At 60.4% G+C, this 22,945-nt stretch carries 13 protein-coding genes; 4 read left to right on the top strand and 9 right to left on the bottom strand.

What is annotated here, in order from left to right; all coding sequences use genetic code 11:
- The first annotated feature begins 57 nt into the window (after window positions 1-57).
- Window positions 58-1,695: a 5-guanidino-2-oxopentanoate decarboxylase gene (locus PSH90_RS20665; protein ID WP_305381444.1), complete on the top strand. Its 1,638-nt coding sequence runs from the start codon at window positions 58-60 to the stop codon at window positions 1,693-1,695.
- A complete protein-coding gene (locus PSH90_RS20660; protein WP_305383143.1) occupies window positions 1,695-3,143 on the top strand; it encodes an aldehyde dehydrogenase family protein in 1,449 nt (482 codons plus the stop codon). Before PSH90_RS20665 ends, PSH90_RS20660 begins: the two co-directional genes overlap by 1 nt.
- A 431-nt stretch (window positions 3,144-3,574) precedes the next feature.
- On the opposite strand, the gene PSH90_RS20655 is transcribed toward PSH90_RS20660, so the two are convergent.
- On the bottom strand, window positions 3,575-4,504 hold the full coding sequence (locus tag PSH90_RS20655) for an AraC family transcriptional regulator (protein WP_016773445.1): 930 nt from the start codon (window positions 4,502-4,504) through the stop codon (window positions 3,575-3,577).
- 397 nt (window positions 4,505-4,901) lie between these two features.
- Here PSH90_RS20655 and PSH90_RS20650 point away from each other — a divergent pair, with 397 nt between their 5' ends.
- Window positions 4,902-5,255, top strand: coding sequence for a putative quinol monooxygenase (locus PSH90_RS20650; RefSeq protein ID WP_041479832.1), 354 nt, complete (start codon window positions 4,902-4,904; stop codon window positions 5,253-5,255).
- A gap of 43 nt (window positions 5,256-5,298) precedes the next feature.
- Window positions 5,299-5,541: a hypothetical protein gene (locus PSH90_RS20645; RefSeq protein WP_041479831.1), complete on the top strand. Its 243-nt coding sequence runs from the start codon at window positions 5,299-5,301 to the stop codon at window positions 5,539-5,541.
- On the opposite strand, the gene PSH90_RS20640 is transcribed toward PSH90_RS20645, so the two are convergent.
- From PSH90_RS20640 to PSH90_RS20605, 8 genes are all read right to left on the bottom strand, one after another.
- Window positions 5,542-6,171: a flavin reductase family protein gene (locus tag PSH90_RS20640; RefSeq protein ID WP_252876813.1), complete on the bottom strand. Its 630-nt coding sequence runs from the start codon at window positions 6,169-6,171 to the stop codon at window positions 5,542-5,544. It abuts the gene before it with no gap.
- 135 nt (window positions 6,172-6,306) lie between these two features.
- The gene (locus PSH90_RS20635) at window positions 6,307-7,626 is read right to left on the bottom strand and encodes an MFS transporter (protein WP_024014128.1); all 1,320 of its coding nucleotides are present in this window, start codon (window positions 7,624-7,626) and stop codon (window positions 6,307-6,309) included.
- 378 nt (window positions 7,627-8,004) lie between these two features.
- Complete coding sequence (locus tag PSH90_RS20630; protein WP_252868184.1) at window positions 8,005-9,333, bottom strand: sigma-54 dependent transcriptional regulator; 1,329 nt, start codon at window positions 9,331-9,333, stop codon at window positions 8,005-8,007.
- Window positions 9,333-11,093, bottom strand: coding sequence for an ATP-binding protein (locus tag PSH90_RS20625; RefSeq protein WP_305381443.1), 1,761 nt, complete (start codon window positions 11,091-11,093; stop codon window positions 9,333-9,335). The genes PSH90_RS20630 and PSH90_RS20625 overlap by 1 nt, the downstream gene beginning before the upstream one ends.
- Before the next feature lie 84 nt (window positions 11,094-11,177).
- On the bottom strand, window positions 11,178-13,838 hold the full coding sequence (locus PSH90_RS20620; RefSeq protein ID WP_305381442.1) for an RHS repeat domain-containing protein: 2,661 nt from the start codon (window positions 13,836-13,838) through the stop codon (window positions 11,178-11,180).
- A gap of 54 nt (window positions 13,839-13,892) precedes the next feature.
- Window positions 13,893-16,619, bottom strand: a complete 2,727-nt coding sequence (locus tag PSH90_RS20615) for an RHS repeat domain-containing protein (protein WP_305381441.1) — start codon at window positions 16,617-16,619, stop codon at window positions 13,893-13,895.
- The gene (locus PSH90_RS20610) at window positions 16,616-21,097 is read right to left on the bottom strand and encodes a SpvB/TcaC N-terminal domain-containing protein (RefSeq protein ID WP_305381440.1); all 4,482 of its coding nucleotides are present in this window, start codon (window positions 21,095-21,097) and stop codon (window positions 16,616-16,618) included. The genes PSH90_RS20615 and PSH90_RS20610 overlap by 4 nt, the downstream gene beginning before the upstream one ends.
- Window positions 21,098-21,295: 198 nt before the next feature.
- On the bottom strand, window positions 21,296-22,819 hold the full coding sequence (locus PSH90_RS20605) for a fumarate hydratase (RefSeq protein WP_016773454.1): 1,524 nt from the start codon (window positions 22,817-22,819) through the stop codon (window positions 21,296-21,298).
- Window positions 22,820-22,945: the final 126 nt, after the last annotated feature.

Raw genomic sequence — 22,945 nt, 5'->3', positions numbered from 1 at the left:
ATTCGCGAGCAGGCTCGCTCCCACAGGGAGTGTTCAGTGAATGAAAGGGCAATCAACATGGCAACGTGCGGCGAAGTATTGGTCAGGCTGTTGGAAAATTACGGGGTCGAGCAGGTGTTCGGCATTCCCGGTGTGCACACCGTCGAGCTGTACCGAGGCCTCGCGCGTTCAAGCATCAACCACGTCACGCCTCGCCACGAACAGGGCGCCGGGTTCATGGCTGACGGCTATGCGCGTACCAGCGGCAAACCCGGTGTGTGTTTCATCATCACCGGCCCGGGCATGACCAATATCACCACGGCCATGGGCCAGGCTTACGCCGATTCGATTCCGATGCTGGTGATCTCCAGCGTGCAGTCGCGCAGTCAGTTGGGCGGTGGGCGCGGCAAGTTGCATGAGCTGCCGAACCAGAGCGCACTGGTCGGCGGCGTCGCAGCGTTCTCGCACACGCTGATGTCCGCTGCCGAATTGCCGGTGGTGCTGGCCCGTGCGTTTGCCTTGTTTCAGGCCGGACGACCACGACCGGTGCACATCGAAATTCCGTTGGACGTGCTGGTGGAAGAGGCCGATGAGTTGCTCGCCAGCCTGCCGGTGAATATCGACCGTGCCGGCGCCGCACCGGCTGCCGTGAGCCGCATGAGCGAAATGCTGGCCAGCGCGCAACGTCCACTGATTCTTGCTGGCGGCGGTGCTATCGACGCGGCGCCGGAGCTGACCCGACTCGCCGAACTGCTCGACGCTCCAGTGGCGCTGACCATCAACGCCAAAGGCATGCTGCCGACCAGCCATCCGTTGTTGATCGGTTCGACGCAAAGCCTGGTCGCCACTCGCGCACTGGTCGCTGAAGCCGACGTGGTGCTGGCGATCGGCACGGAGCTGGCCGAGACCGATTACGACGTCACTTTCGCCGGCGGCTTCGAGATTCCCGGCAAGCTGCTGCGCATCGACATCGATGCCGATCAGACCGTGCGCAACTACCCGCCGCACGTCGCACTGGTCGCTGATTCGCGCAACGCCGCGCAAGCCTTGCTCAGCGCCTTGTCGCACCAACCTCTGGCCGAGCGCCGCAATGATTGGGGCCAAGTCCGCGCCACGCGCCTGCGTAATGAATTGGCGGCGAGCTGGGATGCGCCGACGCTGGCGCAGACGCGTTTCCTCGAAACCGTGCTGCACGAACTGCCTGATGCGGTGTTCGTCGGCGATTCCACGCAACCGGTATACACCGGCAACCTCACTTTCAACCCCCAGCGTCCGCGTCGCTGGTTCAACGCATCCACCGGTTACGGCACCCTCGGCTATGCGTTGCCGGCGGCGATTGGCGCGTGGCTCGGTGGGCAACTCGATAACGGCGCGCGCCCGCCAGTAGTGTGCCTGATCGGCGACGGCGGCTTGCAGTTCACCCTGCCGGAACTGGCCAGCGCCGTTGAAGCACGGGTGCCGGTGATCGTGCTGCTGTGGAATAACCAGGGTTACGAAGAGATCAAAAAGTACATGGTCAACCGCGCCATCGAACCGGTTGGCGTGGACATCTACACCCCGGACTTCGTCGCCGTGGCCAAGGGCCTCGGTTGCGCCGCGCAAGCCATCAGCCGCATCGACGAATTGCGCGCAGCGCTGCGTAAAGCGACGGACCGGCAAGGCCCGACGCTGATTGAAATCGACCAGAACCAGTGGATGCAGGCGGTGGCCCAATGATCAGCTTTCCAACCACACTCGACGGCCTCTACATCAATGGCCAATGGTCGTCAGGCCGCGAACATCTGCGGGTGATCAACCCCGCTACCGAAGCGCTGCTGACCACCGTCAATGGCGGCGACGAACAGGCCGTCGACCAGGCGATCAGCGCGGCGACCGAGGCGTTCAAACACTGGTCGACAACCACCGGCGCCGAACGCGCTGCGATCCTGCGCAACATTGCCAACGGCGTGCGCAACGGTCGCGATCACTTGATGAACCTGCAGTCGAGTAATACCGGTAAACCGCAGTTCGAAGCGGCCATCGATGTCGATGACGTGATCGCCACTTTTGACTATTACGCCGAACTCGCCGAAGGCCTCGATGCCGGTCAGGACAGCAACGTGCCGTTGCCCAGCGATGATTTCAGTGCGCGCCTGCGGCGCGAGCCGTGCGGAGTGGTCGGGCTGATCGTGCCGTGGAATTTCCCCATGGTCACCACCGCGTGGAAACTGGCGCCAGCGCTCGCCGCCGGTTGCTGCGTGGTGCTGAAACCTTCTGAAGTGACGCCGTTGCCGGAGCTGGAACTGGCCGCGATCATCGCTGCATCCGGCTTGCCCGACGGCGTGTTCAATCTGGTCTGCGGCACTGGTCTGGCGGTAGGCGCGCCGTTGTCGGCCGATCCTCGCATCGCCAAGATCTCCTTTACCGGCAGCAACGCGGTTGGTGTGCAGGTAATGCAACGCGCTGCTGAAACCGTGAAGGGTGTGAGTCTGGAGCTGGGTGGCAAATCATCGTTGCTGGTGCTGGCGGATGCCGATCTGCAGCTGGCGGTGGAACTGGCTTGTGGTGGAGCGTTCTTCAACGCCGGGCAGATGTGCTCGGCCACCAGTCGGGTGCTGGTTGCCGAGGAATTGATGGATGAATTTCTTCAGCGCCTGCAAAAGCGCGCAGAGGCGATTCGAGTGGCCGATCCGTTCGATCCGGACGTGGAGATGGGCGCGCTGGTCAATCAGGCGCAGTACCAACGGGTGCTTGGGCATATTGATCGCGGTTTGAGCCCCGGGGCGAGGTTGGTGTGCGGCGGTAATCGTCCGGCGCATTTGCCGCGCGGTTATTTCCTGCAACCGACGGTGTTCACCGACGTGCCGCTGGACAGCGCCTTATGGCGTGAAGAGATTTTCGGCCCGGTGGTGTGTGTGCGCAGTTTCGGCAGCGAGGCTGAAGCGATTGCCTTGGCCAACGACAGCCAGTTCGGCCTGGTCGCGAGCGTAGTGACACGCGATGCCACCGCAGCAGATCGTGTGGCCAATGCCTTGCAGGCAGGGCTGGTGTGGATCAATGCTCCGCAGGTGATCTTCCCGCAGACGGCTTGGGGTGGGTACAAGCAGAGCAGTGTCGGCCGCGAACTGGGGCCTTGGGGGTTGGCGGCGTTTTTGGAGATCAAGCACGTCGTGCGCGCGGTGTAGAAGCCTGCCCTCACCCCAGCCCTCTCCCGGGGGGAGAGGGAGCTGACCGAGGTGTCTTGCGTTCTCCGTCGACCTGAAAAACCGAGTCGATTATGGATTTGAAGGTCATCAATCCAACGGCGGGTTGGCCTGGCTTGGCTGATTCCGGATTCAGCACCGATATCGCAAGTCGATGAACCTCTCCAATATCCCACAATCGGTTCCCTCTCCCTCTGGGGAGAGGGAGCTGACCGAGGTGTCTTGCGTTCTCCGTCGACCTGAAAAACCGAGTCGATTATGGATTTGAAGGTCATCAACCCAACGCCGGGTTGGCCTGGCTTGGCTGATTCCGGATTCAGCACCGATATCGCAAGTCGCTGAACCTCTCCAATATCCCCCAATCGGTTCCCTCTCCCTCTGGGAGAGGGCTAGGGTGAGGGGCTTCTATGGAGTTACACCGACAGCCGCAACCGCGCCAGGTCCCGCAACGGTGGCGCACCAAACAGTCGGCTGTACTCACGGCTGAACTGTGACGGACTTTCATAGCCCACCCGATACCCCGCCGCCGACGCTTCCAGCCCTTCGGTCAACATCAGCCGACGCGCCTCTTGCAGGCGCAACTGTTTTTGATACTGCAACGGACTCATCGCAGTCATCGCCTTGAAGCGATGATGCAACGTCGACACGCTGAGGTTCACTTCCCGCGCCAGATCATCGATGCGCAGCGGTTGCTCGAAATTGCCGTTGAGCCATTTGATGGCCTGGCTGATGCGATGGCTCTGGCTATTGGCAATCGCAATCTCATACAAACGATGACCCTGCGGACTACGCAGCAGGCGATAGAGAATCTCCCGGCGAATCAGTGGCGCGAGCATGGCGATGTCTTTCGGCGCGTCGAGCAGCCGCGCCAGCCGCAGCACTGCGTCGAGCATGGCGCTGTCGATTTTTTCCACGTACAGACCGCGTCCGGTCGGCCGCGTCGGTACGCCCATCGGGCCGGCGTCGGCGATCAGCGCGGTGATTTCGGTCGGATCAATGTCGAGGCGCACGGCGAGGATCGGTTCTTCCGGCGAGACATTGACCACGCGCCCGCTGAGCGGCATCGAGACCGACACCACCAGATAATTCAGCGGGTCGTAGTTGAAGAACTCGTCGGCCAGGCGCACCTCTTTGCGCCCCTGCGCCATGATGCACAGCGCCGGCTGCGCGAGCACCGGGGCAAAGTCATGGGACTGGGTGTGGCGCGACATCACCAGCGAACCGATCGCGGTCTGGTAGCTGCCATCGTCGCTGGTGTTGCGGCGGATGATCGCCGCCAGCTCCGCGCGCTGCTTTTCCATGTCGGCGCTGGGTTCGGCTTGAAAACGATCGAATGACGTCATGCACGGCATCCTCGGCAAGTGAGGGGGGAATGCAGCAGAGCATATGTTTGTGCAAGCGGCGGCGGTAGACACATTCTGCCAAATGCTTGCCTGATTCTGCCCGCAGGTGCGCACAGGTCTCCCGCCATACGATTCTGTAGGAGCTGCCGAAGGCTGCGATCCGTTGATCTTCGAAGCAAAAGCACAAGATCGCAGCCTTCGGCAGCTCCTACACAAAACGCGTATGACAGACGTGTTGCGCGGGTTTACAGGTTGTTACAGGTCGTCTGCGCAGTCTCGCAGGATTGTGCAACGCGAAGGCAGGAATCGACTAACGGCGCAGCCGCCCCGGCCCTTAACCTTTGCTTCAGTCGCAGCCCGTCCCCCGGCTGCCACGCGATTTCATGGAGGGTTGATCATGTCCAAGCAGATGCCTGTCAGTCATATGGCCTTCGTTCGTGCCCAGCCCGGGCGCTCGGCGGAACTCGGTGTGCGCCTGAGCGCATTGATCGAAGTCTCGCGCGCGGCGCCCGGCTGCCTGAGTTTTTCCTTGCAACAATCGCAGTGCGACGCCGACCTGTGGCTGGTCAGCGGCTACTGGAGCAGTCAGCAAATGATGACGGCGTATTTCAACAGTCCGTCGATGGAAGTCTTCGCTGAGCTGGTGCAGGACCTGGTGGTCAACAGCCTCGACTTCCACACGTTCAGGGACGTTTCCGCCGCGCAGGCCCTCGGTCAATGCGCGGCGCCGATACACAAACTCGCCGGTTGAGGGTTTAATGTCCGGCTTATTTGATTGAGCCAGGATCCGCGACATGGCACGTAAAGAGTTTGAACGCTTCGAAGCAGTCTCCGCAGTCGTCCCCGTCGAGCTGGGCGGCAATAAGGGTTATTACGCGGCGATCGCGGTCAAAGCCCTAGTCGATGGCGGCGCACCACGCTTTCACAAATTGCTCAATGAGCAGGTGTTTCCTGGCGCCATTGCTGCCGATGATGCAGCCATCAACGAACTGGACAAGCTCAAGGGCGTCACCGATGACGCCGAGCTGATCTGGTAATTACTTCTGCGCCCCCGGGCGCCACATTTTGAACAGCGCCTCAGGCCCCAGCTGGAAATAATCCGCCGGCCCGCCGCCGCGCAGAATCGGTTGTGCGGCGGCGGTGTCGTAGATGCCGTCTTTCAGCAGCCATTTGGCGATGTGCACCGCGACCACCTCGCCGAGGATCAGCCAGCTCGGCACGGTTTCGCCATCGGCGCGTTGCAGCTGGATGATCTGCGTGACCTTGCACTCGAAGGACACTGGACTCTCGGCGACCCGGGGGACCGAAATCACCTTTGACGCCACGGTCGTCAGCCCCGCCAGTTCAAACTCGTTGACCTCAGGCGCGACCATCGCGCAGCTCTGGTTCATCTGCTCGGCCAACGGGCGGGTGGCGAGGTTCCAGACGAACTCACCGGTCTGCTCGATGTTGTTCAGACTGTCTTTGCGCCCGACACTGGAAAAACCAATGATCGGCGGCACGTAGTTGAAGGCGTTGAAGAAACTGTACGGCGCGAGATTGAGTCGGCCTTCGGCATCCTGCGAGGAAATCCAGCCGATGGGGCGCGGGCCGACGATGGCGTTGAACGGATCGTGAGACAGGCCGTGGCCGTTGGCGGGTTCGTAGAAGTGGATGTCATCGGGCATGGGGAGCGGATTCCTGAGCTGCATTCGGATGCAGCCATAGTGCAAGGACCCAGCGCATATTTCCAGCCAGACGCGAGACCCCGTAGGGTTCGTGGCAGGACACAGATTTTGTGGCCTGCCAGCGATGCGGTGCGATCAGTCAGTGACGATCCGCGAGTGCTTCTGGGTATCTTTCATGGTGATGTACACCAGCAGCGACACGGCAATGCACGCGGTGACGTACCAGTAGTAACCGGTTTCCATGCCGATGCTTTTGAACCACAGCGCGATGTATTCGGCAGTGCCGCCGAAGATCGACACGGTCAGTGCGTACGGCAGGCCGACGCCCAGGGCGCGGATTTCGGTCGGGAACAATTCGGCTTTGACCACCGCGTTGATCGAGGTGTAGCCGCTGACGATGATCAACGCCGCCATGATCAGGAAGAACGCGCCCCACCAGGTCTGGATGGTGTGCAGGGTCATCAGGATCGGCACGGTGAAAATCGTACCGAGCACGCCGAACGCGATCAGGATCGGGCGACGACCGATCTTGTCCGACAGGCCGCCGATGATCGGTTGCAGGCACATGAACAGGAACAGCGTGGCGGCGGAAATGGTGGTCGAGTCGGAGATGCTCATGCCGACCGTGTTCACCAGGTATTTCTGCATGTAGGTGGTGTAGGTGTAGAACGCCAGGGTGCCGCCCATGGTCAGGCCGACCACGGTCAACAGCTCTTTCGGGTGGCGCATCAAGGTGCGCATTGCGCTTTCCTTGGATTTCTCTTTTTTGGTGAACGACTCGGTTTCTTCCATGCCGCGACGCAGGTACAGCGCCACGACCGCACACAGCGCACCGATGGCGAACGGGATACGCCAGCCCCACGCGTAGAGCTGTTCAGTGGTCAGCATGTTTTGCAGCACGATCAAGACGCCGAGGGCGATGAGCTGCCCGGAGATCAGGGTCACGTACTGGAAGCTGGAGAAGAAGCCGCGACGTTCCTTGGTCGCCATCTCGGACAGATAAGTCGCCGAGGTGCCGTACTCGCCGCCGACCGACAGGCCTTGCAGCAGGCGGGCGAACACCAGCAGGATCGGCGCGCCGATGCCGATGGTTTCATAATTCGGGCTCAGGGCGATCAGCAGCGAGCCGAAGCACATCAGGTACACCGAGGCCATCAGCGCTTTCTTGCGCCCGACCTTGTCGGCGTACATGCCCATCAGCCAGCCACCGATCGGACGCATCAGGAAACCCACGGCGAAGATCGCTGCGGTGTTCATCAGTTGCGCAGTGGTGGAGCCGGCGGGGAAAAAGGTTTTCGCGAAGTACAGGGAGAAGGCGGCATACACATACCAGTCGTACCACTCGACCATGTTGCCGACAGAGCCGCTGAAGATCGATTTGATCCGGCTGGCGGTGGTTCTCGGTTTGGCCGGCACGGCAGCCGACCCAAGGGGCAGGGCGTTGGAGTTATCCATTGAAGGATCCTTCGTTTAATTGTTTTTGTGGAGCGCGTCGGAACGCAGCCTGCCAGGGCTATAGCAGGAGGTGTGCCAAGGGGTGAGGGGCCGGTTTAGAGGGGGTAGCGGGGAGGAGTGAGCGGATTTGTGCCGACTGATTGGGCTGAGTGAGCGGATTTCCGCTTACCGCGTGAAGATCAAAAGCCCCTCACCCTAGCCCTCTCCCAGAGGAAGAGGGGACTGACCGAGGTGTTCTTGTGGGTTAGATCGACCTGCAATATCGAGTCGAATACAGATTCGGGAGAGCATGGAGATCGGCTCCCTTCCCCCTCGCCCCCCTGGGGGAGAGGGCTGGGGTGAGGGGGATGGATTTCAGCTACACCACAAATCTCTGCCTCACTCCGCCAGAAACATCTCCCGACTCAACCCATGCCGCTGCATCTTTTCATTGAACGTGCGGCGCGGCAGTTGCAGTTCTTCGAGCACGGCTTTCACATCACCTTTGTGCCGGGTCAACGCCGCGCGCAGACATTGCGCTTCGAACGCTTCCTGCTGCGCCGCCAGCGATTGCCCCGGATCGATTCCGGCGACCGGTTCATCCAGCCCCAATACCTGACGTTCCGCGACGTTGGCCAGTTCGCGCACATTGCCCGGCCAGTCATGGCTGAGCAGATGGCTCAACTGCGCGCCTGTCAGCGGCGGAAATGTTCTGCCCAGACGTTGGGCCGCATTGTGGGCGAAGGTTTCAAACAGCAACGGAATGTCTTCGCGGCGATCGCGCAGCGGCGGCAGGCGCAGTTCGGCGACGTTCAGGCGATACGCCAGGTCCTCACGAAAACGCCCGGCGCGAGCTTCGTCGAGCAGGTCCGGTTTGGTCGCCGCGACAATCCGCAAATCAACGCGAATGCTCTGGTTCGACCCCAGCCGCTCAAGCTTTTGCTCCTGCAAGACTCGCAGCAATTTCACCTGCTGGGCCAGCGGCATGCTTTCGATCTCATCGAGAAACAGCGTGCCGCCATCGGCGTATTCCAGCTTGCCGATGCGCTTGCCCGAGGCGCCGGTAAACGCGCCGCTCTCATGGCCGAACAGCTCGGCCTCGAACAGTTGCTCCGGGATCGCCGCGCAGTTCAGCGCCACGAACGGTTTGCCGGCGCGCGGGCCGAAATCATGCAGGCAACGCGCGACCAGTTCCTTGCCGCTGCCGGTTTCGCCCCGGATCAGCACATTGACCGGCAACGTCGCCAGATCCAGCACTTGCCGACGCAATGTCTGCAAGCCACGGGACACGCCGAGCAATGTTGCATCGAGCTTCGCGCGATTGTCGGCCAGTTCGTGCAGGGCGCGGTTTTCCAGGACCAGGCGGCGTTTGTCCAGCGCCCGGCGCAGGCTGCCGAGCAGGGTTTCCGGGCTGAACGGTTTTTCCAGAAAGTCGTAGGCGCCATCGCGCATGGCTTCGACCGCCATCGGCACATCGCCATGGCCGGTGAGCAGAATCACCGGCAGATCGCTGTCGCGCTTTTGCACTTCGGCGAGCAGTTGCAAACCGTCCATGCCGGGCATGCGCACGTCGCTGAGGATCACCCCGGCAAAATGTTCCGGGAGCGCGGCGAGGCATTCTTCGGCACGGCTGAACAATTGCACCTGAAACCCCGACAGGCTCAGCCACTGTTCAACGGCGTCGCGAATGCTGCTTTCATCGTCGACCACCATCACCGAATTGAGCATCAGATATGTGCCTCCAGATCGATTGGCAGGGTCAGGCTGAACACCGCGCCGTGGTCGCCGTTCTCGGCGCTCAGGCGCCCGCCGGATTCATGCACGATGGCGAAGGATACTGCCAGCCCCAGGCCCAGACCGTCACCCACCGGTTTGGTGGTAAAGAACGGATCGAACACCTGGCCGAGATGTTCCTCGGCAATGCCGCCGCCGTTGTCGCTGACGCTCAGCCGCCACAATTGTTCATCAGCCTCCAGACGGATTTCCAGACGCTTGCAGGCTTTGCCGTGCATCGCATCCAGCGCATTGCGCAGCAGGTTGATCAGCACCTGTTCCAGACGAATCGCATCACCGCGTACCCACGCCGGGCGGGTCAGATGCAGCACCAGACTGACCTGTTCGTCACGCAGTCGCGCATCGAGAAGTTGCAGCGATTGATCGACCACCGTCGCCAGATCCAGACGTTCGCGCAAGCCGCTCGGGCTTTTGCGGGCGAAGGTCTTGAGGTGGCCGGTGAGGGCGGCCATGCGCGTGAGCATGTCGTCCACCGGTTTCAGCGCCTTGTAGGCGTCATCGACGCGGCCATGTTCGAGCAGCAGGCGCAGGGTTGCCAGTTGCATGCGCTGGGCGGTCAGCGGTTGATTGATTTCGTGAGCCAGCGCCGCAGACATCTGCCCCAGCGCGGCGAGTTTGGCCGACTGCACCAGACCTTCCTGCGCGGTGCGCAAGTCGCGGGTGCGCTCCTCGACCAGGCGCTCGAGTTCTTCACGATTGCGCTGACGGACCTTGGCCAGCCGCCAGCGCTGATTGAGGAACAACAACAGGAACACCAGCGCCAGCCACACGCCAGCGGCGGCCAGTGCGGCGTTGCGCAAATCCTCGAAGGCCACTTGCGGACGGCGCAGCAGGTGCAGGGTCCAGCCTTCGGTCGCCAGCGGCAGCGATTCCCACAGATAATCCGCCGTGCCCTGCGGACCTTCGACCCGGCGCAGATCGCTGTTGTCATCGAAGCGCCGCAGCGGCAAATGGGTCAGCGGCAGCAGCGATTGCTTGTCGTACTGGCGGGTGGTTTTGATCTCGGCCAGATCATCAGCGCTCAATGCTCGCAAGGCGCGATAACGCCAGCCCGGCTGATTGGCGATAAAGATGATCCCGCGTGCATCGCTGACCAGCAGCGTGTCGCTGCCCTGGCTCCATTCGCGCTCCAGTTCGGGAAACTCCAGCTTGACCACCATCGCGCCGAGAAACTCGTCGTTGTCGCCAAGTACGGCGCTGGAAAGGAAATACCCGGGAATGCCGCTGGTCACGCCTACCGCGTAAAAACGCCCGGTGCCTTGGGTGCGGGTCTGGCTGAAATAGGGGCGGAAGCCGTAATTGTGGCCAACGTAACTGCTGGGCAAGCGCCAGTTGCTGGCGGCCACGGCCAGGCCGGTGCGATCGAGCAGTTCAAGGGTCGAGGATTGCGCGGCGCCATTGATCTTTTCCAGCTTCACATTCAATGCCGCTTGCTGCGCAGCATCGACCGGGCCGGCCAGGGCCGAACGCAATTGCGGATCCAGCGCCAGTACGGCGGGCAGGGCGCGATAGCGGTCGATCAGGGTGTGCAAGGAGTTGGCGTACAACCCCAGTTGCTGATTGGCGCGGGCGGCGTCTTCTTCCAGCGCCTGACGTTCCGCGTGGCGCATCGCGAGCGTCGCGGCAATGACCGTGCCGGCGATGATCAGCAGGGAATACAACGACAGACGCAGGGTACGGGAAGTCGGCAGCATGCTGGATGAAAGGTCGGCAGGACGGGCGGGCACGATAGCATGGGCCGAGGTGGCCGGGCGCGCTGTTCGCGCCGGCCGTGTCTGCTAGACAGCTGTCTCCTGCACCTGACGTCGATGCACAAGATTCAACCTCGGCTTCGGCACCGGTCTTGCCTGAGGTTCGGCAGCGAGCGAGCGCTCCAGTTGCTGCAGGCGTTCAGTCACGCCTTGCGCCTCGCTTGGCGCTTCGATAGTCGCCTGGGCGGTTTGCATGACCTTGTCGATGGCTTCGAACGGGTCTACACCATTCCTGGACAGCTTCATGACCTGACGCTGTTTTTCTGCATCCAGTGCGTCCAGTTGGGCGTAGAACATCTTCTGGATGTGCTCGGAGTAGCTGTTGAGGTTATCCGTGAAAGTCTTGATGCTGTCGATAAGCGCAGCACCTCCATCGAGAAGAGCCCCCGCGCCGTCGACGGCTTTTGCAGCACCGTCGCCCAGCGTTTTCAGCCCGTCCTTGAGCTCTTGGGTGTGCAGTGTCTGCGCTGCTTTCAAACCCTTCTTGAAAAAGTGGTAACGCAATACCGGGAACACAATCGCCCCCGCGATTGCTCCTGCGCCGGAACCGATGGCGTTGCCGATTCCGGGTACCACGGTGCCGATGACACTGCCGATGGCGATGCCTTTGCCGATACCGTAAAAGACCGATTTGATGCCGGCCCGGGAGGTGATGAATTTGCCGAACGTCATGCTTTTGCGCACCTCCTCGATGTTCTGGCCTTCAGGAATCAGGCCATCGAACTCGGTGGTCAGGTTGTGCAATTGCTCCGCCGCAGTTTGCGCTTGATCAAAAATACCGACCGCTTTTCTGACCAGGTCAAACACCACTTTGAAGGCACCGGTCTGGTCGACATGGACGATCGGGTTGTTACCGACAAAACCATACAGATTCAAACCGTCCACATCCCCCGCCGGATCCGCACTGACCCAGCGCTGCAACCACGGCGCGTAATAACGGGCGCCGTAGTAGTACAAACCGCTGACGTCCATTTCCTTGCCGGAATAACGGATAAAGCGGTATTCGATTTCCGATTCCGGCGCCATCCATGCGGTTTCGCCGAACGGGTAATAGCCTTCTGCGCTGGTGACCACAGCGTCTTCATTGAGCTCCATCACGCAAGAGCCGAGGTGGTCTTCGAGGGTGTAACGCATCTGGTCGTCCATCGGTGCTGAACGTTGCGCCCAATGCAGGCAGCGCGCGTTACCGAGGCTGATGATGTGCAGCACTTCGCCGTTGTCCTTGCTGCGGATTTCCAGCCCTGGCAGGTAACGCACCTGGTGGAAGTGGCGGACCTTGTCGGTGAACCATTCATGACATTTGAGGACCCGCTGGCCCGCGCTGTACTGGTAATACTCGGCATCGTTATCGCTGTCCTGACGGATAACCAGATCCACGCGCTCCAGCTCATTACGGCTGTTCCAGTGCAATGACGGACCGTGGCGCAGCTTGCGTTGATTGCCGTGCGGGTCGAACCAGATGTCGAAGTCCGGCGGCTCGTCACCTGTTTGCCAACGCACCCCGCGATTGCTTTTCTGGTCGATGCGCATCGTGCGGGTACGACTGTTGCCGTCGCGCTGATGACGCAACTCGGTCAGATTGCCGCCATCGTCGTAGCTATACGTCTGGGTGTAATTGAGGCGGTTTCGCTCGTCGGACGGTCGCGGCAGACCGGGAATGTCCGGGGGCAGGGCGTCGTCATGACCGGTCGCGCGGATCAGGCGATACAGGGAGTCGTAGCTGAATTCACGGTGGCCGTCGACCCGTTGATTGGCGAACCAGGTTGGCTCGAAGGCATGGTCTTCGATGCGGATGATATTGCCGACGCGATCGTAGAAATATTGCAGATCCTGCAATCTGGGGTGAGCGGTTTTCTGACTGGTGCGCGTATGCAGGCGTCCATCGGCCGGGTCATACGTCCACTGACTCAGGACACCGTTACCGGCCAGTTGCGAGATGATCTGATTGTTGGCGTTGTACTGCGCATCCAGCAAGACCTGCGTGACTTTCGTCTCGACTTGCAGCTCCATTTGCCTGAGTTGCCCGGCAAGCCCATAGCGCGATGCTCTGCGATGGCCGCCGGCATCGGTTTGCTCCAGCACCGTGCCCAGCGGGCTGAACACCTGATGGCTGGTGAAAGCCTGTGTGTCCTGGAAAGTTCGGGTTTCCTGCATCGGCTGGCCGGCGAGGGAATAGCTGGATATCGCCAGAACACCAGACGCATCGGTTTGCTTGATCAACCGTCCGCGCAGGTTGTGGTTGGTGGTGTCGGCGCCACCGGCGTAGAGGAAGGTTTCGACCTCTTCCTCTTCCTCCTCATCCTTTCTGGTGACCTGGAGTCTGACGACACGCAGCTGGTCGTCAAAGGTCGATCGCCAGACATGGCCGCGCTCGTCCCAACGTTGCCGAGGCTCACCGGCCAGTCCCGGCAGTACCAAACGCCAGCCGGCATCGACGCTGTCGATTTTCAACACGGTGCCGTTGAGCGAGTAGTGAGTAGTGAGGTTGGGTGCAGATAAGCGCGGATCCCGTTTTTCTAGCAGGCGCCCGGCAGGGTTGTGAGTCTGGCAGGTGATCAGGGGCTTGATTTCTCCATGCGTCGTTGCACACAGATAGGCAATATGCCTGACAACCAAAGCCCGAGGATCCTTGACCTGCACGCTTGGCGTATGGATATGCGTTGATCTATTCAAGGGCCAGGTGCTCATGATTTATCCAGGCGCAGAACCACGGCAAAACTGCCTGAAGGTAGGCGAACTTGTTTACGCCGTCTTTTGACCGCTGTATTGGCGATACCTGCCAATCAACTCAATACCGCGCCTTGCTTCAGCCATGCGCACGGAAATTTCTTTCTTGATCCGATCCCGGCTGATTGAGCTGGAGTTCTGGGTTCCGACGCTACCTTTTGCAAGGTCCAGCGCAAAACCGAATGAGCCCACCAGGCCTTGGTCATAAAATTCGTTGACTCCGATTTCACTGAAAGCCGCATTGATGTCGCTTTGGTCCTGTTCAAGCATGTCGATAATCAAACCCAACGCTGTCTCGAGGTCATCAATTTCGATATCCCTTAAACCGGCCAGCGCTGTGGCTGTGTCCTTCCCCGCGTAAGCAATGGCCATCATGTCACTCGCAGCGGGTACCTGCGCAAACTTGCTGAGCGTTTTCTCGGCTACTGTTCCGATCAGCTTATTTGCTCCCTCGGAAGTCCGAGGATCATAAGATCTGGCTATTTTTTTTGCGTATCTCAGAGGGGTTAAAATGCTTGTTGTGGCATTGCTGTGAATGCTCTCGGGGTTCAGTTTTTTGGCATCGGGCAGGACGGGAGTGGAAACAGTTGTAATTTCGCCGAGTTTGTCGATTGCCGCGCCGGAGATTTTTGAGGCGACGATCCCTCCGATAAATGTCCCGACTCCGGGCAATATCAGCGTCCCAAGTGCTTCGCCGCCTTTCCCTGCTGTCGTGGTGGCAACTCCCTTGCCAATGTTGAAGCCGGTGTTTATGGCCATGCGTTTGGAAATGTCCGTAGCGCTGAACAGTCCGTTCAATTGCCGATTGTACGTTTGCAGCTCATTGCCCAGGTTATCCAAGACTTTTGCGTAGGTCGCGATGTCCTGCCTGACGTCAGACGGCAAGTCTTTTTTGTTACCGTCGTTATCGATGAACAGAATCGGGTTGTTACCGACAAAACCATACAGGTTCAACCCATCCACATCCCCCGCCGGATCCGCACTGACCCAGCGCTGCAACCACGGCGCGTAATAACGGGCGCCGTAGTAGTACAAACCGCTGACATCCATTTCCTTGCCGGAATAACGGATAAAGCGGTATTCGATTTCCGATTCCGGCGCCATCCACGCGGTTTCGCCGAACGGGTAATAGCCTTCTGCGCTGGTGACCACAGCGTCTTCATTGAGCTCCATCACGCAAGAGCCTAGGTGGTCTTCGAGGGTGTAGCGCATCTGGTCGTCTATCGGCGCTGAACGTTGCGCCCAATGCAGGCAACGCGCGTTACCGAGGCTGATGATGTGCAGCTCTTCGCCGTTGTCCTTGCTGCGAATTTCCAGCCCCGGCAGGTAACGCACCTGGTGGAAGTGGCGGACCTTGTCGGTAAACCATTCATGACATTTGAGGACCCGCTGGCCCGCGCTGTACTGGTAATACTCGGCATCGTTATCGCTGTCCTGACGGATAACCAGATCCACGCGCTCCAGCTCGTCACGGCTGTTCCAGTGCAATGACGGACCGTGGCGCAGCTTGCGTTGATTGCCGTGCGGGTCGAACCAGATGTCGAAGTCCGGCGGCTCGTCACCTGTTTGCCAACGCACCCCGCGATTGCTTTTGTCGTCGATGCGCATCGTGCGGGTGCGACTGTTGCCGTCGCGCTGATGACGCAACTCGGTCAGATTGCCGCCATCGTCGTAGCTATACGTCTGGGTGTAATTGAGGCGGTTTCGCTCGTCGGGCGGTCGCGGCAGGCCGGGAATGTCCGGGGGCAGGGCGTCGTCATGACCGGTCGCACGGATCAGGCGATACAGGGAGTCGTAGCTGAATTCACGGTGGCCGTCGACCCGTTGATTGGCGAACCAGGTGGGCTCGAAGGCGTGGTCTTCGATGCGGATGATATTGCCGACGCGATCGTAGAAATATTGCAGATCCTGCAATGCGGGTTGGCCGGGCTTATGACTGATCCGCGTGCGCAAGCGTCCGTCGGCTGGATCGTAGGTCCATTCGTTGAGCACACCGTTGCCGTCCTGTTGCTCGATGAGCTGGCCATTGGCGTTGTAGTGCGCATCCTCCAGGACTTGAGTGATGTTCGCCTTCACTTGCAAGTGCATTTGCCTGAGTTGCCCGGCAAGCCCATAGCGCGAGGTTCTGCGATGGCCGCCGGCGTCGGTCTGTTCAAGCACGGCGCCAAGCGGACTGAACACCTGATGGCTGGTGAACGCTTGGTGATCATCAAATGTGCGCTTTTCCACCAGTGCCTGTCCGGTGAGGGCATAGCTGGTGATATCCAGCGAGCCTGACGGATCTGTCTGCTGGATCAACCGGCCGCGCAGGTTGGAGTCTGCTCCGGCAGAGCCCGGAGCGTAAGTGAAGGTATCGAGCTGATTTTCGCCGTTTCCCGACACTTCGAGCTGCACCACGCGCAATTGCCCGTCAAAGGTCGATTGCCAGACATGGCCGCGCGCGTCCCATTGCTGCCGAGGCTCCCCGGCCGGCCCCGGCAGCAGCAAACGCCAGCCGCTATCGACACTGTCGGTGAACACCGCATCGCCATTGATGGAATAAACAGTGGTGGTGTTTGCAATGGGCAGGCGCGGATCCTGTTGCGCGACCGGACGTCCGGCCACATCGTGTTCCTGAAACGTCACAACAGCGCTGACCGCGTCCTCTGCCACGGTACGCAAATAAGCGACCTGACGGACTGGCAGGCCACGTCCGTCGCTGACGGTCAGCGAAGGCGTGCGCCAATGTGTGGAGGCGCTCATGCGCCTGACCCACGCGTAGACACCACCTCTTCAGCGGTGTCGTTGAAGTCTTCGCTGGTGTGATACCAGGGATGATACGTCTCGCGGGAAAAGTCGCCCTTGGCGTTGATCAGCTTGATCGGACGTCCCGTTGCGTCATAGAACAGCTGATCGAACAACCCGAGTTGGCGCAGCGATTGATCATTGACGTAGCGGTGCGTGTTAGCGAAAAACGGCCGGTATTGGCGCTGTGCGAGACCCTTGTTGTTGTATTCGACGCGTTCGCTGATACGCCAGCGTGTCTGCGTCGGTTGCTCACCTTCTTCGATCAGCAATTGACCATCCTCACCCACCACATAAGCCAGCCCGGGGTCGACCTTCTGCTGGGTTTGCAGTACCCGACCAAAGCCATCGACGCAGGTTTTGACAATCTGGATCTGTGCCTTGACGGTGTCATAGGGATAGCGGTCGGCACTGAGCACCACGGTGTGTACCGGCTCTCGGTACGCCAGTTCAATTGCCTCGAGCAATTGCTGGTCTTCAGGCGTCAGGACGTGATTTTGCGCAAGCCGGCGTCTTGCGCTGGCGCGGATCTGCCCGCCGGGCAACAGATCGTCCTGCTTGATTGACAGGGTTTGAAGCGTGGAGGCGGGTATCAGGCCCATCCAGCTGAACAGGTTTTTGTGCAGGGTGCTGGCTGCGTTTTTTACAGTGTCCTCCGGATACTGGATGGCCTGTTCCGGACTGGGGGCCGGCAAGGTCCAGTCATCGGTCAGCTTGTCGAATCCGGCAGGTTTGCCATTCTCGGTACCGTGAAAGCTGATGACCAGCGGCTGACCGGAAGGCTCATGGATGACTTCTTCAGTGTTGTCGTTGGCGTCGGTGATTCGCTTGGGTTTCAGGGCGTGGTAATCGAATTCCGCGACCTGCACGGCACAACCGTCGGGCAACTCCATGCGCATGACCGTCAGCCAGTGTTGATCGTATTCGGCTTTGGTCACGCCATGGCTTGGCGTTTCGTTGAAATCGAGCACTTTATAAAACGCTTGCAAGTCGCCGTACCGAGCCAGATTGAACCGCGATGACCAAAGGTTTTGTTCCTCGCTCGGCGGCGTTTCGAACAGCATCGGCATGGGCGAGTAACCAATTGCCTTGAGGGCCTCGCGAATGTTCAGATCCGGCACAATGCTGTAAGCGTCCAGCGCGGTCTTGTCCAGCAGGGCAAGCTCCAGAGAATGCGACAGGGCTTCGAATCCGGCGACTCCGTCTTCCAGTTCAATACCCTCTACGTCCACATAGTGCTGTATGGATTGGGAAGTCAGTACCCGTTCGATGGCCCATTCTTGCGAATCCTGCAGCGTTCTCAACGATTCGAAAGATATCTGTGCCGGGTTCAGCTCGCCGGGTAGCGTACCTTTGGCCAATTTCAGCGCGTCGCCCCGTTCCTGATAGGGCAAGCCCAGTCGCCATTGCTGCGGCTCTGGCAGATTGATCAGACGCGCACGGGTTTCACTGATGTAAAAGTATTGCTGCGCCTCGTCGTGAGCGTCGGACCACCATTGATTCAGGTGGTCCTCGGTGAAGGGTGGCGGGCTCTGGGCGGTCAACCTGCGCGCATAGCTCACCGTCAGTGCATGGGTCGCGGCGCCATAAGCGTCCCAGCGCAGGCTGACATCGTGGCGGCACAGCGGGTCATTGATAAAGCCGTCGTACTGATAACTGATTGCTTCAACCTGAAGGGGCAGCAGAACGGCTGCGGCATATGGCCCCTGGGGCCGCACCTCGCGCACCAGATAACGCTTTTCCTCTACCGAGTACAGCTTGGCAGCGCCAGGTACCTGCGAATCTTCCTGGTAGGCAAGGGTCTCCGTTCGGGCGACCGAGCCGACCAGTGCCTGCGCAATCCGGTAGCGACTGTCGGCATCTTCCGGGGTGACAGGCTCATCGATTTCACCTTTGGGGTGATAACGACTGAACAGGGTTTCGCCCAACGGGCAGGCGTCCACGTCCGCGTTGAAATAATCCTCGCGGGAACGATTCATTTCCTGCCCGTTGTGAAACCAGGTGCATGTTTGCACCGGCTCGTTGAAGCCAGGCTCTGAAGGATCGGCTCCAATCTCGCAGTCAAGTTGCTGCAAATAGCCGAACCCGCGAAATTCCCGTTCCCTGCCGTCGTAGAACCCTTCGCGCCAGGTGAATGACTGGGTCAACCGGTTGTCGGTGATCTCGTCGTGTTGCTCCTGTTTCTTCACCACGGCCAGCGGAAACGGCAGATGACATACCGGTGCACGCGCAAGTGCCAGCAGCCGCTCCTTTTCATCCAGCCATTCCTGAGCCGAACTGCGATAAGTCACGCTGCTGGAGTAACCCATGTTGTTGTTGCTGTTGACCAGCAGATAGGGCTTGGCTGCAACAAAATCGTAGCGCCAATGCCGAGGCTGGATATGCGGCACCGTCAGAATCAGGCTGGCGCAACCGAGGCCTTGCAGGTCGGCGAAACTGACCTGGCACAAGCGGTCATAGCGCACTTCTTCGGGCCACGGCACGCTGACGGGAATCTGCTCCAGACCGTTGCCGCCCCGGTTCAGGTAAATGTCGAACCCTTCGGATCGCAGATAGATCAGCGCGGGCGCGCCGGAGCCATCGAGGTCGGCCAGGCGCACTCGTGCGGCGTCGAATTCGTCGTAGGTGAAGGGCAGGGCACTGATCTTGCGACCTTGACCGAATTTGCCATGACCAAGATTCGGCCAGCAGCGGACTTCGTCATGGCGGATGCGACACAGTTCGGGCATGTCGCTGCCGAGCAGATTGCCCAGAAGCACCAGTTCGGTTCGCGAGTTACTGAACACCGGCAGACGGTCGTCTTCGTATGCATGGGGGATTTCCTGTGCGGCGGCGAAGCCTTTTTCGCGCAGGCTGGCATAGAGCCGCACACGCTCGTGGCTGATGCTGGCCGCTGACATCAGGCCGTCGCCGCTGAAATCCCCCATGGTCAAAGTCAGATCCTGGTGTTCCCGGGGAAACGTGTCGAACGCGCTGAACAATTCGAATTGTCGCTGCGCATTCAGCGCATGGAACCCGCAGTAACCCAACCGGGCGATGATCAGGTCCAGGCGCCCATCGCCGGTCAGATCCAGCAGTTGCGCCACGGCGCGGTTACGATCTGCCACCGGGATCTTGTCCAGCAGAGCCCATGGGCCGTAACCGATCAGTTCGGTACCAGGCGCCGCGCGCAGCGGCTCGCGGTAGTACCAGGCGTTGTCATAGCGGCAGAGAAAACCCGGCACGCCCTCGCCATACAGATCGACACATTGGTAGAACCCGCCGTCTTCGATGCCCGGTTGAGTTTCGTTTTCCAACAGGCGTGCAGGTGTCTTGTTGATCTCGAAGGGCGAGTATTCGAACTCTAGCGGCGGTGAATGCTCGACATTGCCTTGCGCATCGAAGGCCTGATAGTGCGCCGCGCTGATCTGGCTGTAGGCCCACGGCGTAGAGTTCTGGATAGGTCGATATTCCAGCAGCAGGCGACGGGCAAGTTTCGCCTCTGTCGCCAGGCCCTCGGGGAAGTGATGAAACATCAACACCTGCTGGCACAGCCTGCGGGTGCTCAGCTCAAAACCCTGGCCATAGGTGGAAAACGGATCCGGTCGCAGCCGCCAGCGGTTCACTTCTTCGTAGCTCGGGGTCTCCGTCAGCGAACTGCTGCGTTCGCCGTAATCGAACACCAGTTGAAAATGCCAAGGCAAATCCGTCGGCCGGTCGGTGTCCCAGCTATAGAGACGGTCGCTCGCCGTGGCATTGCCATAACACACCCGGCGCAGATAACGCTGGGCGCGGTAGTCGTGAATCGGGTCGTGCTCGTCAGGCTGATCGTCGGGCTTGTACTCGTAGCAGATGTGTTCGCCATGGGCGTTCATGCTTTCACACAGCAGCCAGCTACTGATGCGCGATTCGTCGTCGGGGTCGGCACGGCGTGAGGCGCTGGTTTTGCCGTAGACATGCAACGTGCCGTCGGCACCGTGGACCAGCCAGAAGGGGGCTCCACCGTCAGCCGGATGCCAGCATTCGCGCAGGGAAAAATCGCTTTCGATCCGCGTCCGGTAAGACACGACGTTGTGTTCGGGAATGGGGCGGTCTCTGTAGCTGTGTTCCGTGCGTGACTTCAAGTCTCCGGCATCATCGAGCTCCGGCATCCACACCTCGCCGTCATGCCCGATGATTTCATCGTGCTCGGTATACCGTGGAACACCTTTGTTGGTGCGGCGACTGATCTGGCTCAGGCCCAGGTGGCAACCAAGGCCAAACGGACCGTTACCGCTCTGGCTGTTGATTGACAGGGGTATTTGCGGGCCGTAGCCACGACCGCTCGATAGCGGGAGCAGCAATTCGCATCCAGCCGAGGCGGTCGGCCCGACGGCGCTCCAGCTCTTGCCGATGGTGGCGATCGATGAGCTCTTGGCGATGGAGGGAGCTGTGATGCTGAGGTCTTGATCGGCCATGGTCGAATCCGTTCGCGCTACATAGGGCGTATGGACAGACGCTAACAGGAGTGGGCCAGAGATGGACCTGTCAGATCTGACAGGTGCGCAAGATCATTTTCTGTGCATGGGAAATTCTGTTATCGCGATTGGTTTGAACAAGCAAAAACGGCCGGGGCATCTTTGCGGATGCGCCGGCCGTTTTCATACGCCTGAGGCTTACTGCACTTCTACCGCCAGGCTCTCGCTGATCTTCTGTTGCCAGATCGCCGGGCCAGTGATGTGTACCGACTCACCTTTGCTGTCCACCGCTACGGTGACCGGCATGTCCTTGACCTCGAACTCGTAGATCGCTTCCATGCCCAGCTCGGCAAATGCCAGCACCTTGGACTTCTTGATCGCTTGCGCAACCAGGTACGCAGCGCCGCCGACTGCCATCAGGTACACGGCTTTGTTGTCCTTGATCGCGTCGATCGCAGTCGGGCCGCGCTCGGACTTGCCGATCATGCCCAGCAGGCCGGTCTGCTCGAGGATCTGGCGGGTGAACTTGTCCATCCGCGTTGCGGTGGTAGGACCCGCCGGGCCAACCACTTCGTCACCGACCGGATCAACCGGGCCGACGTAATAGATGAAGCGACCCTTGAGGTCGACCGGCAGGGTTTCACCCTTGTTGAGCATCTCGACCATGCGCTTGTGCGCGGCGTCGCGACCGGTGAGCATCTTGCCGTTGAGCAGCACGGTTTCGCCCGGCTTCCAGCTCTGCACGTCTTCCGGGGTCAGGGTGTCGAGGTTGACACGACGCGCCGACGGGCCGGCTTCCCAGACTATTTCCGGGTAGGCGTCCAGCGGTGGCGCTTCCAGCGAGGCCGGGCCGGAACCGTCGAGCACAAAGTGTGCGTGACGGGTGGCGGCGCAGTTGGGGATCATGCACACCGGCAAGGATGCGGCGTGGGTCGGGTAGTCCATGATCTTCACGTCGAGCACGGTGGTCAGGCCGCCGAGGCCCTGGGCGCCGATGCCCAACTGGTTGACCTTCTCGAACAGCTCCAGACGCATTTCTTCGATGCGATTCTGCGGGCCACGGGCCTTGAGCTCGTGAATGTCGATGGATTCCATCAACACTTCCTTGGCCATCACCGCGGCTTTCTCGGCGGTGCCGCCGATGCCGATACCCAGCATGCCCGGCGGACACCAGCCGGCGCCCATGGTCGGCACGGTTTTCAATACCCAGTCGACGATCGAGTCGGACGGGTTGAGCATGGCCATTTTCGACTTGTTCTCGGAACCGCCGCCCTTGGCCGCCACGTCCACTTCCACGGTGTTGCCCGGGACGATGGAGTAGTGAATTACGGCCGGGGTGTTGTCCTTGGTGTTCTTGCGAGCGCCTGCCGGGTCGGCAAGGATCGAGGCACGCAGGACGTTTTCCGGCAGGTTGTAGGCGCGACGCACGCCTTCGTTGATCATGTCGTCCAGGCCCATGGTGGCGCCATCCCAGCGCACATCCATGCCGACACGGACGAACACGGTGACGATACCGGTGTCCTGGCAGATCGGGCGATGGCCGGTGGCGCACATGCGCGAGTTGATCAGGATCTGCGCCATCGAATCACGGGCCGCTGGCGATTCTTCGCGCAGGTAGGCTTCGTGCATCGCCTGGATGAAATCCACGGGGTGGTAATAGGAAATGAACTGCAGGGCGTCGGCAACGCTCTGAATCAGGTCATCTTGCTTGATCACGGTCATGAGTCGCGCTCCTCTGAAACACGGGAACATTCTATGGGGCAGCTTGAGGCTTTCGGCTCACAGCTGATCCTCTGGCACGCCGGGGCTGCTGGCGCGACGCTAAAAAGGCGCGGCAGTATACCGCGC

Origin of the sequence: Pseudomonas sp. FP1762 (assembly GCF_030687105.1) — a bacterium.
Classification (GTDB): Bacteria; Pseudomonadota; Gammaproteobacteria; order Pseudomonadales; family Pseudomonadaceae; genus Aquipseudomonas; species Aquipseudomonas siliginis.
Note: the sequence above shows the minus strand (reverse complement) of the source record. Positions and strands in the feature narration are given on the sequence as shown.